We start from the raw sequence: 15,588 nt of genomic DNA, 5'->3' as shown, positions 1-15,588 counted from the left end.
GCGTCGTCGTGCGGCGGCCGGCGCCCTCGAAGCCGATGAGGCCCTCGCCGGCACCCGATCCGGACAGCGCCAGGGTGACCGTGTCACCACTGGTGAGCGCCTTGGCTGTGTCCAGGAGCGTCTTGGCGGGCACCAGGGCGACGGCCGAGGCGTCCGCGTTCTCCGGCTTCCACAGGAACTCGCGGACCGCGAAGCGGTAGCGGTCGGTGGAGGCGAGGGTGACCGTGTCGCCCTCGATCTCGATGCGGACGCCCGTGAGCACCGGCAGGGTGTCGTCCCGTCCGGCCGCGATGGCGACCTGGGCGGCGGCGGAGGCGAAGACCTCACCGGGCACGGTGCCGGTGGCCGTCGGCATGGTCGGCAGCGCCGGGTACTCCTCCACGGGCAGGGTGTGGAGGGTGAACCGCGAGGAGCCGCAGACCACGGTGGCCCGTACACCGTCGGTGGAGATCTCCACCGGGCGGTTGGGCAGGGCGCGGCAGATGTCGGCGAGGAGCCGGCCGGAGACGAGGACCGTGCCGTCCTCCTCGATCTCGGCGTCCACCGAGACCCGTGCCGACACCTCGTAGTCGAAGCTGGAGAAGCTGAGGGCTCCGTCCTCGGCCTTCAGCAGAAGGCCCGCGAGAACGGGCGCCGGCGGACGGGCCGGGAGGCTGCGGGCCACCCAGGCCACCGCCTCCGCGAGTACATCGCGCTCCACCCGGATCTTCACCGGAACCGCCTCCTGCTGTTGCTCGCTCGCCCTGCTGGCCTTCGTCGTCTGGTGGGGGCTCCCTGCCGATGGGCCGGGGAGACCGCCGGGGTCCAGTCTGACGTACGGCACCGACACTCGTTGCTGCTCGGGGTCAAGTCGCGTCGAGAGGCGCGTGACGCTCCAGGGCCGAGTTGTGCACAGGCCCCACTTCGAAGCGGATTCCGGGCTAACTCTGGGTGGTAGTAGTAGTAGGCCCTGTGGAAACCGTGGAAAACGTCGTTTGCGCAGGTCAGTAGCGGTTTTTTGTCCACCGCGCCTGTGGGTGACACCCGTGGACAACTAGGCGTCTCTGTGGACACGCGAAAGTTCTGCACACCCGATGCACAGGCAGGGTGCACTTCTCCCCAGGGCTGTCCCCAGCTTTACCCACGTTCCCCACAGCTCAATCGAGGCCCTTGGTGTGACGCCTTTCACTCTCGGCAGTGAAGAGGGGTGTTGCGTTGCCGAACAGTGGACAGGGCTGTGGGGAACCGGGGAAAACCTGGGGACAACAGGGGCCGACCTGTGGGCCACCGGTGGACAACAGGGGTAGGCGCCTCCGGAGCAGATGTTTGTCCACAGGCTGTGGATCACGGTTGGCCACAAATCCCCAGGCGCATGACCTGGACTGATGGAGTATCGGCAGAGCGCCCTGTGGACGCAATATGGACAACTTCCCAGTCCCCAGGCTGTGGACGCGAGATCTGGCCCTCATCTGTGGAGAAGCCCCAGGTGGCCGCTGTTATTCGAACAAGCGCCGTGGGCGGATACGTCGAAGGGCGCCCGACGGGGCCGCTGTACGCGGTCCTCGTGGGCGCCCTTCGACGGGGGCACGGGGCGTGGCGGCCCGGTGTCAGCCGTTCTTGATGCGGTTGGTCAGCTCGGTGACCTGGTTGTAGATGGAGCGCCGCTCGGCCATCAGCGCACGGATCTTCCGGTCGGCGTGCATGACGGTCGTGTGGTCACGGCCGCCGAACTGCGCCCCGATCTTGGGCAGGGAGAGATCGGTGAGCTCCCGGCAGAGGTACATGGCGATCTGGCGCGCCGTCACCAGCACGCGGCTGCGCGAGGAACCGCAGAGGTCCTCCACCGTCAGCCCGAAGTAGTCGGCGGTGGACGCCATGATGGCGGGGGCGGTGATCTCGGGCGCGGTGTCCTCGCCGCCCGGGATCAGGTCCTTCAGCACGATCTCGGTCAGCCCCAGGTCCACCGGCTGGCGGTTGAGGCTGGCGAAGGCGGTCACGCGGATGAGCGCGCCCTCCAGTTCGCGGATGTTGCGTGAGATCCGCGAGGCGATGAACTCGAGGACCTCCGGCGGGGCGTTGAGCTGTTCCTGCACCGCCTTCTTCCGCAGGATCGCGATACGCGTCTCCAGCTCGGGCGGCTGCACATCGGTGGTCAGACCCCACTCGAAGCGGTTGCGCAGCCGGTCCTCCAGCGTCACCAGCTGCTTGGGCGGCCGGTCGGAGGAGAGCACGATCTGCTTGTTGGCGTTGTGCAGGGTGTTGAAGGTGTGGAAGAACTCCTCCTGCGTCGACTCCTTGCTCGCCAGGAACTGGATGTCGTCGACCAGCAGGATGTCCACGTCCCGGTACCGCTTGCGGAACGTGTCGCCCTTGCCGTCACGGATCGAGTTGATGAACTCGTTGGTGAACTCCTCGGAGCTCACGTACCGCACCCGGGTGCCCGGGTAGAGGCTGCGCGCGTAATGGCCGATGGCGTGCAGGAGATGGGTCTTGCCGAGTCCCGACTCCCCGTAGATGAACAAGGGGTTGTACGCCTTCGCGGGTGCCTCGGCCACGGCCACGGCCGCGGCGTGCGCGAAGCGGTTGGACGCGCCGATGACGAAGGTGTCGAAGAGGTACTTCGGGTTCAGCCGTGCGTGCGCCTCGTTCGTCCCCGGTGCCGGCGCGGACTGCGGTCCGGGCGGGCCGCCCGCCCGGCCGGGGCCGCCCTGGTGGTGCGGGGGCTGCTGCTCCTGGAGGTCGCGTCCGTCGCGCTGCGGTTCGTAGCCCTGGCGCTCGGGCGGCTGCGGCCGGTAGTCGTGCTGCGGCTGCTGGGAACGCGTGCTCGCGTACGGGTCCATGTCCTGGTAACCGCCGTGCCGCGGCTGCCAGGACAGGTCCTCCTGGCTGCGGGGCCAGGCGCCGGGACGCTGCTGCTGGTACTCCGGGTAGGCGGGGCGGGCCGTGGGCATGCCGTCGTCGGACGGGCGGTGCCCGTAGCCGTCGTACACGTCGTTGTGCGGGGGCTCGTCCCGCGGCGGCCCCTGGTAGCGGTGGGGCTGGTGGCCCTGGGACTGGTGCTGCGGGTGCATGGGCGGCGCGGGCGGGGTCGGCGGTTCGTTCGCCGAGTCGTCGACCGTGATCGCGATCCGGATCGGACGCCCGCACTCCCGGGTGAGCGTCTCACTGATCAGCGGCGCGAGCCGGCCCTCCAGGACGCGCTTGCCCCATTCGTTGGGCACGGCCAGCAGCGCGGTGTCCGCCACGAGTGCCAGCGGCTGGCAGCGCTCGATCCACTGCTTGTCCTTCGGCTCGATGCCCTGCTGGCCCTCCCCGAGGAGTTGGTCCAGCACGCGTGGCCACACTGCGGCAAGATCGGCAGGTACATCAGCCACAAGGCACGCTCTCTCGCATGTCCCACGAATGTGTGCTTCTCGGGACGGGATGGGTCGGGTCGGGTGAGGCCCGGCAGGGGGGAAGGAAAGGAACCGGAGCCCAGCCACGGTAGTCAGGCCGACCCGCGCGGTTCAAGTCGTTGTCCACAGGCTGTGTACAGAACGGGGTGGCGCGGAGCTGGTTTGACCGAATGAAGCGGCCGCGCGTACCGTGTGGAAGTCGAGTTGTCGATGGCTGCTGCCGCCTGCCTCCGATGGGCAAACATCACGATCTGTGATTGTGAAGCGGTGCACTAAGGCGTATACGCGAGTTCCTCGTGGGCGCACGGTGACAGCCAGGCGATGTCCCGCCAACACACGAATCATTTCTGGAGCCCCCGAGTGAGCAAGCGCACCTTCCAGCCGAACAACCGTCGTCGCGCCAAGACCCACGGCTTCCGGCTGCGTATGCGTACCCGTGCCGGCCGCGCGATTCTCGCGAACCGCCGTGGCAAGGGTCGCGCCAACCTGTCCGCCTGATCGCGGCCAGGTCATGACGTGCTGCCTACCGAGAACCGGCTGAGGCGGCGCGAGGACTTCGCGACCGCGGTACGACGGGGACGCCGGGCCGGCCGCCCGTCGCTCGTCGTACATCTACGCAGCGGTGCTACGGACCCGCACGTGCCGGGGGAGAGCCTTCCCCCGCCACGTGCGGGTTTCGTTGTCAGCAAGGCAGTGGGTGGAGCGGTCGTCCGTACCGCGGTGAAGCGCAGGCTTCGCCACCTGGTGCGCGACCGGCTGGCTCAGCTGCCCCCCGGTAGCCTTGTTGTCGTACGAGCGTTGCCCGGTTCGGGCGACGCCGATCACGCTCAGCTGGCCCGAGACCTGGACGCCGCTCTGGAGCGGCTGCTGGGAGGGGGCGCGCGATGAAGTACCCGCTGCTGGCTCTCATCAAGCTGTATCAGTGGACGATCAGCCCGCTTCTCGGGCCTGTCTGCCGTTACTACCCGTCGTGTTCCCACTATGGATATACGGCGATCGACCGGCACGGAGCGATCAAGGGAACGGCGCTCACCGCGTGGCGCATCCTGCGTTGCAATCCGTGGTCACCCGGCGGCGTGGATCACGTACCGCCACGCAAACGTCCGCGTTGGCACGAACTGCTGCGCAGCCATGCGGGTCGCGGCAAGGGCGGGGACTCCGCCGCCGATGTGCCTGCCCGGGGGTCGGTGTCCGACTCTTCGAGCCCGGCCACAGAGACCTCGCCCAATGCTCAAGGAGCCTGATTAGTGGACACGATTGCCAGTCTGTTCAGCTTTATCACCTGGCCCGTCTCGTGGGTCATCGTCCAGTTCCACAAGTTCTACGGTTGGATCTTCGGTGACGACACCGGCTGGGCCTGGGGCCTGTCCATCGTGTCCCTGGTGGTCCTGATCCGGATCTGCCTGATCCCGCTCTTCGTGAAGCAGATCAAGTCGACCCGCAACATGCAGGTGCTCCAGCCGAAGATGAAGGCGATCCAGGAGCGCTACAAGAGCGACAAGCAGCGTCAGTCCGAAGAGATGATGAAGCTGTACAAGGAGACCGGGACCAACCCGCTCTCCTCGTGCCTTCCCATCCTGGCGCAGTCACCGTTCTTCTTCGCCCTGTACCACGTGCTCTCGGCCATCGCCTCGGGCAAGACGATCGGTGTCATCGACCAGCCGCTGCTCGACAGCGCGCGTCAGGCACACATCTTCGGTGCTCCGCTGGCCGCGAAGTTCATGGACAGCCACGACAAGGTCGCGGCGCTCGGTGCCTCGCTGACCGATGTCCGCGTCGTCACCGCGATCATGATCGTGATGATGTCGGCCTCGCAGTTCTTCACCCAGCGCCAGCTGATGACGAAGAACGTCGACCTGACGGTCAAGACCCCGTACATGCAGCAGCAGAAGATGCTGATGTACGTCTTCCCCCTGATCTTCGCGGTCATGGGGATCAACTTCCCCGTCGGTGTCCTCGTCTACTGGCTGACCACCAACGTCTGGACCATGGGTCAGCAGATGTACGTGATCAACCAGAACCCGACTCCCGGCAGCAAGGCGCAGGAGCAGTACCTGAACCGGCTGCTGAAGAGCGTGACCACGCACGGTCAGGTACGGGGCAGGACGCGGCGCAACACCCTGAAGCGGATCGTGGCCAAGGGGCCGGACCGCAACGACATCGAGCGCAAGTTCATCACCGGTCTCGGCAAGCTGGGTCTCGCCGCCCAGGAGGACGGGTCCGTGGTGAAGAGCGAAGCGGCCCTCACCGAAGCCGAGGGTGGCACCGCGCCGAAGCGGCAGCAGCCCAAGCGCCAGACGAAGGCGAAGCGTCAGACGGCCACCACCCAGCCCGGTGCCTCCAAGGACTCCGGAACGGCCGACGAGGCCGGTTCCAAGACCTCACTGACGAAGCGGGACGCCGCCTCAGAGGCCGACAAGCCCAAGCAGGCGGGCAGGGCCGCCGCGACCGGCTCCTCACGCCAAGCCAAGTCCGGGCAGCGCAAGGGTCCGCAGCGGCCCAAGCACCCGTCCAAGAAGTAGAAGGAGTCCATCCGTGACGGAAGGCACCATCACCCCGGCCGCTGAGGGCAGCGACACCCTGACCCGTCTTGAACAGGAAGGGGAGATCGCGGCGGACTACCTCGAAGGCCTGCTCGACATCGCCGACCTGGACGGCGACATCGACATGGATGTCGAGGCGGACCGGGCTGCGGTCTCGATCATCAGCGACTCGGCGCGTGACCTGCAGAAGCTCGTGGGGCGCGACGGCGAGGTGCTGGAGGCCCTCCAGGAACTGACGCGCCTGGCCGTTCACCGTGAAACCGGTGACCGGAGCCGCCTCATGCTGGACATCGCCGGATTCCGTGCCAAGAAGCGCGAGGTGCTCGCCGCACTGGGCGCCAAGGCCGCGGACGAGGTCAAGAGCTCCGGTGAGGCCGTGAGGCTGGAGCCGATGACGCCGTTCGAGCGCAAGGTCGTGCACGACGCCGTCGCCGCGGCCGGCCTGCGCAGCGAGTCCGAAGGCGAGGAGCCGCAGCGCTTCGTCGTCGTTCTTCCGGCCTGACCGGACCCTTGTACGCTCGGCCCCGTCTGTACGCAGGCGGGGCCGATCTTTGTCAGCCTGTTTGTCAGCCACCCACAGTGCGCGAGTGCGGTATGGAAGGACGGTCCCCGTGACGGAGGAAACAGAGCTCCCCGAGGCGCCCGAGGAGGCGCGGGCGGTGTTCGGAGAGCTCTTCCCGGAGGCTGTTCGGTACGCCGAGCTGCTCGCGGACGCCGGCGTGAAACGTGGCCTGATCGGTCCTCGCGAAGTGCCGCGTCTGTGGGGCCGCCACCTGCTGAACTGCGCGGTGCTCTCCGAAGCGGTTCCCGAAGGGGTCACCGTGTGCGATGTGGGGTCGGGGGCAGGACTACCCGGCATCCCTCTCGCTCTGGTGCGTCCTGACCTGAAGATCACCCTCCTTGAGCCGCTCCTGCGCCGGACGAACTTCCTCCAGGAGGTCGTCGAGCTGCTGGGCCTCGACCACGTGACGGTCGTGCGCGGTCGTGCCGAGGAAGTCCTCGGGAAGCTTCCGCCCGTCCAGGTGGTGACGGCACGGGCTGTCGCCCCTCTCGACCGGCTCGCGGGTTGGGGCGTTCCCCTGCTGAAGCCGTACGGGGAGATGCTGGCACTCAAGGGCGGGACGGCCGAGGAGGAGATCCAGGGTGCCCGGGCGGCCTTGAGCAAGCTCGGCGTGGTGGAGACCGAGGTGCTGCACGTCGGTCAGGGGGTGGTCGAGCCGATGTCCACGGTGGTGCGCGTCGTGGTCGGGGAGAGCCCGGGCGGGGTGAGGTTCGCCGCGAAGCGGGCCAAGGCCGCGAGGACCAGCCGGACGCGTCGGCGCCGCTGAGGAGGCCAGGCCACACAAGGCAACCTTTTTGCCCTGTTCATGTGCATTGCGGTTGATGCTCCATGAAGCAGCGATATGCACTGTATGCGGAGTGTCGAATCCTTGGCGCTCGGCGGCAGGGGCATCGTGTTTCACGTGAAACGTCGCTCTCTGCTGCAGGGAATCATCGGTCGCGGTCGTGTGGCCGCCACGCCGCGCGACCGCAAGCCCTTACGGGTTACGGAGTTGTCCACAGAAGTGGATTCGTCCACAGAAGAGTCGGCCTCGCTGGTTCGCTACCCCGAAAGCATGGCAGGCTCTGTTCATTGCGAGCCTGAAGTCGAGGAGAGTGAATCCTTGCGGTCCGACGCCGACACCGCGGGACCGATGACCGATCCGGTCCCCGGTCCCCGTACCGAGTCCATGGGGGACGGTGTTTCACGTGAAACACCGCCGCCGATGGACGACACACCCATCGGTCGGGCGGCCCAGCTGGCGGTCGAGGCCATCGGCCGCGCCGGCGAGGGCCTGCCCCGCCCTGACCGGACGCGCATCATGGTGGTCGCCAACCAGAAGGGCGGAGTCGGCAAGACGACCTCCACGGTCAACCTTGCCGCTTCGCTCGCGCTGCATGGTGCGCGCGTCCTGGTGGTGGACCTCGACCCGCAGGGGAACGCTTCCACGGCTCTGGGGATCGACCACCATGCCGAAGTCCCCTCCATCTATGACGTCCTCGTGGAGAGCATGCCGCTCTCCGATGTGGTCCAGCCCGTTCCGGACGTCGAAGGCCTCTTCTGTGCCCCGGCCACCATCGATCTCGCCGGTGCGGAGATCGAGCTGGTGTCGCTGGTGGCGCGGGAGAGCCGGTTGCAGCGGGCGATTCAGGCGTACGAGCAGCCGTTGGACTACATCCTCATCGACTGTCCGCCGTCGCTCGGTCTGCTCACCGTCAATGCGCTCGTCGCCGGTGCCGAGGTGCTCATCCCGATCCAGTGCGAGTACTACGCCCTGGAAGGCCTCGGCCAGCTGCTGCGCAACGTCGATCTGGTCCGGGGGCATCTGAACCCCGACCTTCATGTGTCGACGATCCTGCTCACCATGTACGACGGCCGGACCAGGCTTGCGTCGCAGGTGGCGGAGGAGGTGCGCAGCCATTTCGGCAAGGAGGTGCTGCGGACGAGCATTCCCCGCTCGGTACGCATCTCGGAGGCCCCGAGTTATGGGCAGACCGTACTGACCTATGACCCAGGCTCCAGCGGGTCCCTGTCCTACCTCGAGGCTGCCCGTGAGATCGCTCTGAGGGGCGTCGGGATCCATTACGAGGCTCAGCAGCATGCCCAGCCGGGCGTTCAGAACTACCAGCAGAGCAATTCGGAGGGCATGCAGTGAGCGAGCGTCGTAGAGGCCTGGGGCGTGGGCTCGGTGCGCTGATTCCCGCGGCTCCCCAGGAGAAGCAGGTATCGGTACCCGGTGCCGGTGTGGGTACGGCCGGGGCGAGTCCTGTGCGGACCACCGACCGGGGCGTGGCTGCGGCCAAGGTGACGGCTCTGTCGCCCGGCCCGGTGGTACCGGAGCCGAGCTCTCCCGCCGACCTCGAAAGTGTCGCGGGGGGAGCGGACGCGACCGGGGCGTATTTCGCCGAGATTCCGCTGAGCCAGATCACGCCGAATCCCAAGCAGCCGCGCGTGGTCTTCGATCAGGACGCTCTGGCCGAGCTGGTCACCTCCATCAAGGAGGTCGGGCTCCTGCAGCCTGTGGTCGTGCGCAAGGTGGACGATGAGCGCTACGAGCTCATCATGGGTGAGCGGCGCTGGCGCGCCTGCGGTGAAGCGGGGCTGGAAGACATTCCGGCGATCGTCAGGGCGACCGACGACGAGAAGCTGTTGCTCGACGCGCTCCTGGAGAACCTGCACCGAGCCCAGCTGAATCCGCTGGAAGAGGCGGCGGCCTACGACCAACTGCTCAAGGACTTCAACTGCACGCATGACCAGCTGGCGGACCGCATCGGTCGGTCCCGCCCGCAGGTGTCCAACACGCTGCGGCTGCTGCGTCTCTCCCCGCCGGTACAGCGACGGGTGGCCGCCGGGGTCCTCTCGGCCGGTCATGCGCGTGCACTGCTGTCGTTGGACGACTCCGAGGAGCAGGATCGGCTGGCCCACCGCATCGTGGCGGAGGGCTTGTCGGTGCGTGCGGTCGAGGAGATCGTGAACCTTCGTGGTTCCGAACTCGCCGGCTCCGCGAAGCCGAAGGGCCCGCGGGCGGGAGGCCGTATCTCCCCGGCGCTGACGGACCTGGCCTCCAGGCTGTCGGACCGCTTCGAGACGCGGGTGAAGGTCGACCTCGGGCAGAAGAAGGGCAAGATCGTCGTCGAGTTCGCCTCGATGGAGGACCTGGACCGCATTCTCGGCAGCCTCGCGCCGGGAGAGGGACGCGTGCTGGAACAGAGCGTCGCGGAGGAGCAGGCCGAGGACGAAGACTGAGAGACGCCCGCCGGTCACGATGGACGGCGAGAGGGCGGGCTGTGTTCCGGAGGCGACCCGGGGCGCAGCCCGCCCTTTGCCTTCTCTCGGTGTCAGCAACATCTCTGGGTGGATACGATGCGTTCTGGTATGGCGTATCCACCACCGTGACCACCTCAGAGGAGGCGGGGGCCGTGCGATCAGTGCATCGCAGCCACCTGGTGACAGTCGGATTGGGGCTCGGGGCTGTCGGGGGGTTCATCGGCAGCCTGTTCCGAGAACGGAATGCGCTGGCGGCCGTGCGTGATGCGGCGGGCGAAGGAAGCGAGGAATCGCCTACATGGGGCGTCGGCTTGTACCGCTCACCTTGGACAACCTTGCGGACCTCCCCAGGCGGTGCCGCTCGTGCGTCTTCTGGGAACTTGATCCGGTCAGCGGGGAAGCCGCAGTAAGAGCAGGCAGACCCGAGGTGGAGAAGGAGTCCTGGATCTCCGCCGTGCTGCTGGAGTGGGGCTCCTGCGGGCGGGTCGTCTATGTGGACGAGGTCGCGGTCGGCTACGTCCTCTATGCGCCGCCGGCGTATGTGCCGCGGTCCACGGCGTTTCCCACGAGCCCGGTCTCCCCCGACGCAGCCCAGCTGATGACCGCCTTCATCCTGCCCGGGTTCCAGGGGCAGGGACTTGGCCGGGTGCTGGTGCAGACGGTCGCCAAGGACTTGCTGCGACGGGGCTTCCGGGCGGTGGAGGCCTTCGGCGATGCTCGGTGGAAGGAACCTGCCTGCGTCCTGCCCGCTGATCACCTGCTGGCGGTCGGCTTCAAGACCGTGCGCCCCCATCCGGCATATCCACGGTTGAGGCTGGAGCTGCGGACGACGCTTTCTTGGAAGGAAGATGTCGAACTGGCGCTGGACAGACTGCTGGGTGCCGTACAGAAGGAGCCGGCGCTGCGGCCCCTCTGAGCCTCCCCTGCGCAGAGGGGCCCGAGGTGTCCACACACAGAACGGGCCCGCCCCGAAGGGCGAGCCCGTTTCACGTGAAACAACGCGTCAGTGGCACTACTCGGTGATGAGCGCGTCAGCGGTACTACTCGGTGATGAAGGCCTCGAGGTCGCGAAGGATCGCGGCCTTCGGCTTGGCACCGACGATGGTCTTGGCGACCTCGCCACCCTGGTACACGTTGAGCGTGGGGATGGACATCACGCCGTACTTCGCAGCGGTGGCCGGGTTCTCGTCGATGTTGAGCTTGACGATCTCGATCTGGTCGCCGTGCTCGGCCGCGATGGCCTCCAGGGAAGGCGCGATCTGGCGGCACGGGCCGCACCAGGCAGCCCAGAAGTCCACCAGGACGGGCTTCTCGTTCTTCAGGACATCCTCGTCGAAAGAGGCGTCGGTCACGTTCTTCAGGGCGCCGGCCACGGCGGCCTCCTTAACTTCGTGGGGTGTGTGGAACTACGTGGGGTGTGGGCGAGGAGGAGCTTCAGACTGCGGGCGTCTTCTCCGGCTCGGCCGGCTTCTCGTCGGCGAGCGCGGCCAGGAATCGCTCTGCGTCGAGAGCCGCGGAGCAGCCGGTCCCGGCGGCGGTGATGGCCTGCCGGTAGGTGTGGTCGACGACGTCGCCGGCACCGAAGACACCCTGGAGGTTGGTGCGGGTCGACGGAGCCTCGACCTTGAGGTAGCCCTCGTCGTCGAGTTCCAGCTGGCCCTTGAAGAGCTCCGTGCGCGGGTCGTGGCCGACGGCGATGAACAGACCGGTCACCGGCAGTTCGGACGTCTCCCCGGTCTTGGTGTTGCGCAGGGTGAGGCCGGAGAGCTTCTGGTCGCCGTGCACCGTGGCGACCTCGCTGTCCCAGGCGAACTTGATCTTCGGGTCGGCGAAGGCCCGCTCCTGCATCGCCTTGGAGGCGCGCAGGGAGTCACGGCGGTGGACGATCGTGACGGACTTGGCGAAGCGGGAGAGGAACGTGGCCTCTTCCATCGCGGTGTCGCCCCCACCGACCACGGCGATGTCCTGGTCCTTGAAGAAGAAGCCGTCGCAGGTGGCGCACCAGGAGACGCCGCGCCCGGAGAGGTTGTCTTCGTTGGGCAGGCCCAGCTTGCGGTGCTGGGAACCGGTGGTGACGATGACGGCCTTGGCGCGGTGCACCGTGCCTGCGGTGTCCGTGACGGTCTTGACATCACCGGTCAGGTCGACGGAGACCACGTCGTCGGGGATGAGCTCGGCACCGAAGCGCTCGGCCTGGGCGCGCATGTTGTCCATGAGCTCAGGGCCCATGATGCCGTCCTGGAAGCCGGGGAAGTTCTCCACGTCGGTGGTGTTCATCAGCGCGCCGCCGGCGGTGACGGCGCCTTCGAAGACCAGCGGCTTCAGCGACGCACGTGCGGTGTACAGGGCGGCGGTGTACCCGGCCGGCCCGGAGCCGATGATGATCACATTGCGGACGTCGCTCACGGGTTTTTTCCTCGTCTCTGCGGACTGCCTACTGCCTACGGGGTCGGTTCCACGACTCTCACCCCACCCAACGGATCCTACGGTGCACACATTCCCGAAGCGCCTGACCGGCTTGCGGTCAGGCGTTAGGAGCGCGTGTAGGTGTGGGAGAGCAGGAGCCGACCCGTGGACGGGGAGGCAGCTCCCACGCATGCCGCGTCGACGACATAGGCCTGCACGCGACTCGGATCGGTCGCGTGCGGCAGTACCACGAGAAAGGCAGCCGTCCCCCGGTAATCGCCCTCTTCCACGGCCAGGGCGGGGGCCTCTCGCCCCGTGCTCTGCTGGACGCAGGGGGGAACCTCGGTCCCGGGGGCGAGAAGAGGGTTGGCTGCGGCGTCGGTGGCGGGTGACGTCGTGTTCCGCGGAGACGACTCGGTGTCCACCGAGGGCGCCTGCATGTCAGGGCCCGCTGCCCTGCCCGCCGTTGCGTCGGAAGCTGCGGCTTTCCTCAGAAGGGTATGGACCTGCCCCTCAAGCGTGCCGTCGGCGAAGTCGCGGGGGGCCGCCGCCATGCTTTCGGCCTGTTGGCCGGACACCTTCGTAGCTGCGTTCTCGGATGTCTGTACTGATTGCAGCAGGAAGGTACTCACCCCGACGACCGCGGCACCGAACGCGGTGCCGAGGATCAGGGTGCGGCGTCGGTGACGGCCCGGGCGGCGGCCTGGGCCGGAGGCGGCCCGGGGATGGCCGGTGGGGCGGGCGCTGGGTGCGCCGTCGGGAAGACGTCGGCATGTTTCACGTGAAACCGAACCTGTGGGGATCTTCGGCTCGGCCGCAACGAGGGGTTCCGCAGCGAGCGCGGCGTCGATGCGATCAGCGATCTCCCCGGGCATGGAGGGAGGGCTGGGAACAGCACCGAGAAGTGCGCGGATTTCATTCAGCGAGGCATGGGCGTCGCCACACTGCCCACAGGCGCTGATGTGATCGTGGAGGACCGCCGCGCGAGCAGCGGGCACCAGTCCTTCGGTGAGGTCGGAGAGCTCCGAGATCTCCGGGTGCTGAGCCGCTCCGGCCGTGTCAGCTGTGGTAGTCACGCGTGACCACCTCCTCCCTTCACAGCAGCAGGGTCACCGATGCCTGCGTCTCGCGGTCCTGCCGGTGGTGGGACGGAAGCCCCCTGCGTACGGTTCCTCTCCACGATGCGGCCTCCGCCCTGTCCGCCGCTGCCCCGCAGGTGGGTGAGGAGAGGAAGGAGTCTGGCTCTGCCTCGAGCGCAGCGGCTCTTGACCGTGCCGGTCGGGACATCGAGGATGCGGGCGGCTTCGGCCACCGGGTACGCCTGCATGTCCACCAGGATCAGGGCCGCCCTTTGCTCGGCGGGGAGGGTCGCCAGGGCGGCGAGCAGCTCACGGTGCAGATCCTGCCGTTCTGCGGGCGCCTCGGCTGATTCATGCGGTTCCAGAAGGCGATCGAGCCGTTCGGCGTCGTCCACCGGGGAGGTTCTGCGTGAGGCGGCCTTACGGGCCCGGTCCAGGCACGCGTTGACGGTGATCCGGTGCAGCCACGTGGTGACGGCGGACTGCCCACGAAAGGTGTGTGCCGCGCGGAAGGCCGAGACAAGAGCGTCCTGCACGGCGTCGGCCGCCTCTTCGCGGTCTCCGAGGGTGCGCAACGCCACAGCCCAGAGACGGTCGCGATGGCGGCGGACGAGCTCACCGAAGGCGTCGGGTTCGCCTGCGACATGCTGAGCCAGGAGGTCCTGGTCGCTGGTGTCGGCGAATCTGGCGTCATCCAACGGTGCGCCCTCCTCCCCCGGTGCCGTCAGCTGGTGATCTTGATGTCCGAGACCTTGCCCCTGTGCTTACCGTCGTCGCTGCTGTACGGCAGATTGGTCAGCCAGACCAGAAGATAGCGCGCCTGCACCGGCTTGTCGGGGGCGAGGGAGACCTTCGTTCCGGAGCCCTGAGCGACCTTGGTGAACCCGTCCGGCATCTGGGGGACGGAGGAACTTTCCGTGGCCCGCAGCTCGACCGAGGTGGTGCCGCCCAGGAAGGACACGTCGACCTTGCCCACCTGCTGGACCTCGCCGAGGTCGAGGACGATTCCGACCCCCTTCTTCAGGTTGCCGAAGTCAGCGGTGTAGTACCCGACCGTCGACCAGTAGGAGCTGGGGTCACCGTCGTAGGCGTTCCCCAGGGTGTTCGGATTCTCGGCGCCGTTGCCCTGGGGGTCGTAGTCCTGGGAGTCGACGATGGTGACGGGCTTGCCGGCCTCCGGGGCCTTGCCGTCGTCACCGTCGGTCTCGGTGTTCTGCGTGGTGGTGGGCTCCGAGTCGTGGCCTCGGTTGAGGACGGTCTCGGCCAGTTGCCAGCTGCCGAGTCCGAGCGCCGCGATGAGGAGGGCGGACACCGCCCACTTGAGCACCTTGCCGGTGCGGCTCTGGAGGGGGGGAGGGGGAGCCTGCACGACGGGTTGCGCCGTGGGAGGGACGGCGGACGGCCGTCCGTAGGTGCCCTGCTGGTAGGTGGTTCGCTGGTACTCGGGCGGCGCCGTGAAAACGGGTTCCGGGGGCAGGACGCGCGGCATGGCCGCAACGGCCTTGGCCAGCTCGTCGGGGGTCGTGCACGGCTGTTCCTGCCGTGACGCCGTGGCGCCGTCGTTGGCGAGTGCGCGCATGGCGAGCTCCGACAGGCCCCGGTGGACACCTGCCCGCACCTGGTCGGGCGGGATCAGTCCCAAGTCCTTGGGGAGGCCGGTGAGACCGTAGGCGTCGCTCTCGTACGGCCAGCGGCGGGTCAGGGCCGCGTAGAGAAGGGCTCCGATGGCTTCGGTGTCCACCCGCAGCGGATGCTCGGCGGTGACGCCGCGCAGCGCGGCGTTCACCGCGAGGCCGCGGATGCGGTACTGCCCGGTGGAGCTCCGCAGCACAGCGCCGGGCGTGAGCCGCAGATGGGAGAGGCCCTCCCGGTGGGCGGCGGCCATGGCCTGGGAGATCTGGCTCACGAGCTGGTAGGCGTCGTGCGCCTCCATCGGGCCGGCCGCCAGCAGCGCGGTGAGCTCCGTGGCGTCCGGGAGCCATTCGTGGACGACGTAGACGAGGTCGTCCTCCTCCACGGCGTCCAGGACCTGGACGAAGCGGGGATCGCCCAGCAGTGCGGAGGAGCGGGCGGCGGCCAGGACCGAGCGGGCGCGTGGGTGGTCGGCGGGGAGCAGATGGACGCCCACCGCGCGGCGCAGCTTCTCGTCGACGGCACGCCAGCTGCTGAAACCGTCCAGCCGGGTGACGCACTCCTCCAGCCGGTAGCGCCTGGCGAGCTTGTGACCGCTGTGCAGGTCGGGGGCCGACGGGACACTGCCCGGGCCCGTCTGCTCGTCGTCGGTGCCGTCGGGGTCTGCGCCCTTGGCGTCCTGGGGTTGTGTCCCGTCGGTCGTGGCCGCGTCCGCCTTGGCGGTCAGCGGCTTGTCGCCGCTGTTG

General features: G+C 68.1%; 16 protein-coding genes. 9 read left to right on the top strand and 7 right to left on the bottom strand.

Annotated features, from left to right (window positions below; genetic code table 11):
• Both dnaN and dnaA read right to left on the bottom strand, forming a co-directional pair.
• Positions 1-712, bottom strand: a 712-nt coding sequence (dnaN, locus tag IH13_RS0101260; protein ID WP_031080273.1) for a DNA polymerase III subunit beta, incomplete at its 3' end; no start/stop codon positions are given.
• An 874-nt stretch (positions 713-1,586) separates the two neighbouring features.
• On the bottom strand, positions 1,587-3,353 hold the full coding sequence (dnaA, locus tag IH13_RS0101255) for a chromosomal replication initiator protein DnaA (RefSeq protein WP_082317481.1): 1,767 nt from the start codon (positions 3,351-3,353) through the stop codon (positions 1,587-1,589).
• 381 nt (positions 3,354-3,734) lie between these two features.
• On the opposite strand from dnaA, the gene rpmH reads away from it, so the two are divergent.
• The 9 genes from rpmH (at position 3,735) to IH13_RS0101220 (ending at position 10,641) form a co-directional block, all read left to right on the top strand.
• Positions 3,735-3,872, top strand: coding sequence for a 50S ribosomal protein L34 (rpmH, locus tag IH13_RS0101250; protein WP_014047156.1), 138 nt, complete (start codon positions 3,735-3,737; stop codon positions 3,870-3,872).
• Between the two features lie 18 nt (positions 3,873-3,890).
• A complete protein-coding gene (gene rnpA, locus IH13_RS40280; RefSeq protein ID WP_082317480.1) occupies positions 3,891-4,262 on the top strand; it encodes a ribonuclease P protein component in 372 nt (123 codons plus the stop codon).
• The gene (gene yidD / locus IH13_RS40275; RefSeq protein ID WP_082317479.1) at positions 4,259-4,618 is read left to right on the top strand and encodes a membrane protein insertion efficiency factor YidD; all 360 of its coding nucleotides are present in this window, start codon (positions 4,259-4,261) and stop codon (positions 4,616-4,618) included. Before rnpA ends, yidD begins: the two co-directional genes overlap by 4 nt.
• 3 nt (positions 4,619-4,621) lie before the next feature.
• The gene (gene yidC, locus IH13_RS0101245) at positions 4,622-5,896 is read left to right on the top strand and encodes a membrane protein insertase YidC (protein ID WP_031080268.1); all 1,275 of its coding nucleotides are present in this window, start codon (positions 4,622-4,624) and stop codon (positions 5,894-5,896) included.
• A gap of 13 nt (positions 5,897-5,909) precedes the next feature.
• On the top strand, positions 5,910-6,419 hold the full coding sequence (locus tag IH13_RS0101240; protein WP_031080266.1) for a Jag family protein: 510 nt from the start codon (positions 5,910-5,912) through the stop codon (positions 6,417-6,419).
• 109 nt (positions 6,420-6,528) lie between these two features.
• Entirely contained in the window at positions 6,529-7,245 is a 717-nt protein-coding gene (gene rsmG, locus IH13_RS0101235) for a 16S rRNA (guanine(527)-N(7))-methyltransferase RsmG (protein WP_031080263.1), read from the top strand.
• Between the two features lie 288 nt (positions 7,246-7,533).
• Positions 7,534-8,613, top strand: coding sequence for a ParA family protein (locus IH13_RS0101230; RefSeq protein ID WP_082317486.1), 1,080 nt, complete (start codon positions 7,534-7,536; stop codon positions 8,611-8,613).
• Complete coding sequence (locus IH13_RS0101225) at positions 8,610-9,704, top strand: ParB/RepB/Spo0J family partition protein (RefSeq protein WP_031080259.1); 1,095 nt, start codon at positions 8,610-8,612, stop codon at positions 9,702-9,704. Before IH13_RS0101230 ends, IH13_RS0101225 begins: the two co-directional genes overlap by 4 nt.
• Before the next feature lie 319 nt (positions 9,705-10,023).
• Entirely contained in the window at positions 10,024-10,641 is a 618-nt protein-coding gene (locus tag IH13_RS0101220; protein WP_031080257.1) for a GNAT family N-acetyltransferase, read from the top strand.
• Between the two features lie 124 nt (positions 10,642-10,765).
• On the opposite strand, the gene trxA is transcribed toward IH13_RS0101220, so the two are convergent.
• From trxA to IH13_RS0101195, 5 genes are all read right to left on the bottom strand, one after another.
• Complete coding sequence (gene trxA / locus IH13_RS0101215; protein WP_031080255.1) at positions 10,766-11,098, bottom strand: thioredoxin; 333 nt, start codon at positions 11,096-11,098, stop codon at positions 10,766-10,768.
• A gap of 61 nt (positions 11,099-11,159) precedes the next feature.
• On the bottom strand, positions 11,160-12,131 hold the full coding sequence (gene trxB, locus IH13_RS0101210; protein WP_031080253.1) for a thioredoxin-disulfide reductase: 972 nt from the start codon (positions 12,129-12,131) through the stop codon (positions 11,160-11,162).
• Positions 12,132-12,256: 125 nt separating this feature from the next.
• Positions 12,257-13,207 (bottom strand): hypothetical protein, encoded by a 951-nt coding sequence (locus IH13_RS0101205; RefSeq protein WP_031080252.1) that lies wholly within the window; start codon positions 13,205-13,207, stop codon positions 12,257-12,259.
• Positions 13,204-13,908: an RNA polymerase sigma factor SigM gene (gene sigM / locus IH13_RS0101200; protein WP_031080251.1), complete on the bottom strand. Its 705-nt coding sequence runs from the start codon at positions 13,906-13,908 to the stop codon at positions 13,204-13,206. The genes IH13_RS0101205 and sigM overlap by 4 nt, the downstream gene beginning before the upstream one ends.
• 26 nt (positions 13,909-13,934) lie before the next feature.
• Positions 13,935-15,588: protein kinase family protein (locus tag IH13_RS0101195; protein WP_031080250.1), on the bottom strand; the 1,654-nt coding region annotated here is incomplete at its 5' end.

Origin of the sequence: Streptomyces sp. NRRL WC-3549, assembly GCF_000721935.1 — a bacterium.
GTDB lineage: Bacteria > Actinomycetota > Actinomycetes > Streptomycetales > Streptomycetaceae > Streptomyces.
Note: the sequence above shows the minus strand (reverse complement) of the source record. Positions and strands in the feature narration are given on the sequence as shown.

What these genes read in the sequence shown, in the direction of transcription:
- yidD (WP_082317479.1), top strand. Translation starts at nt 4,259, where the DNA reads ATGAAGTACCCGCTGCTGGCTCTCATCAAGCTGTATCAGTGGACGATC.
- IH13_RS0101230 (WP_082317486.1), top strand. Translation starts at nt 7,534, where the DNA reads ATGGCAGGCTCTGTTCATTGCGAGCCTGAAGTCGAGGAGAGTGAATCC.
- IH13_RS0101220 (WP_031080257.1), top strand. Translation starts at nt 10,024, where the DNA reads ATGGGGCGTCGGCTTGTACCGCTCACCTTGGACAACCTTGCGGACCTC.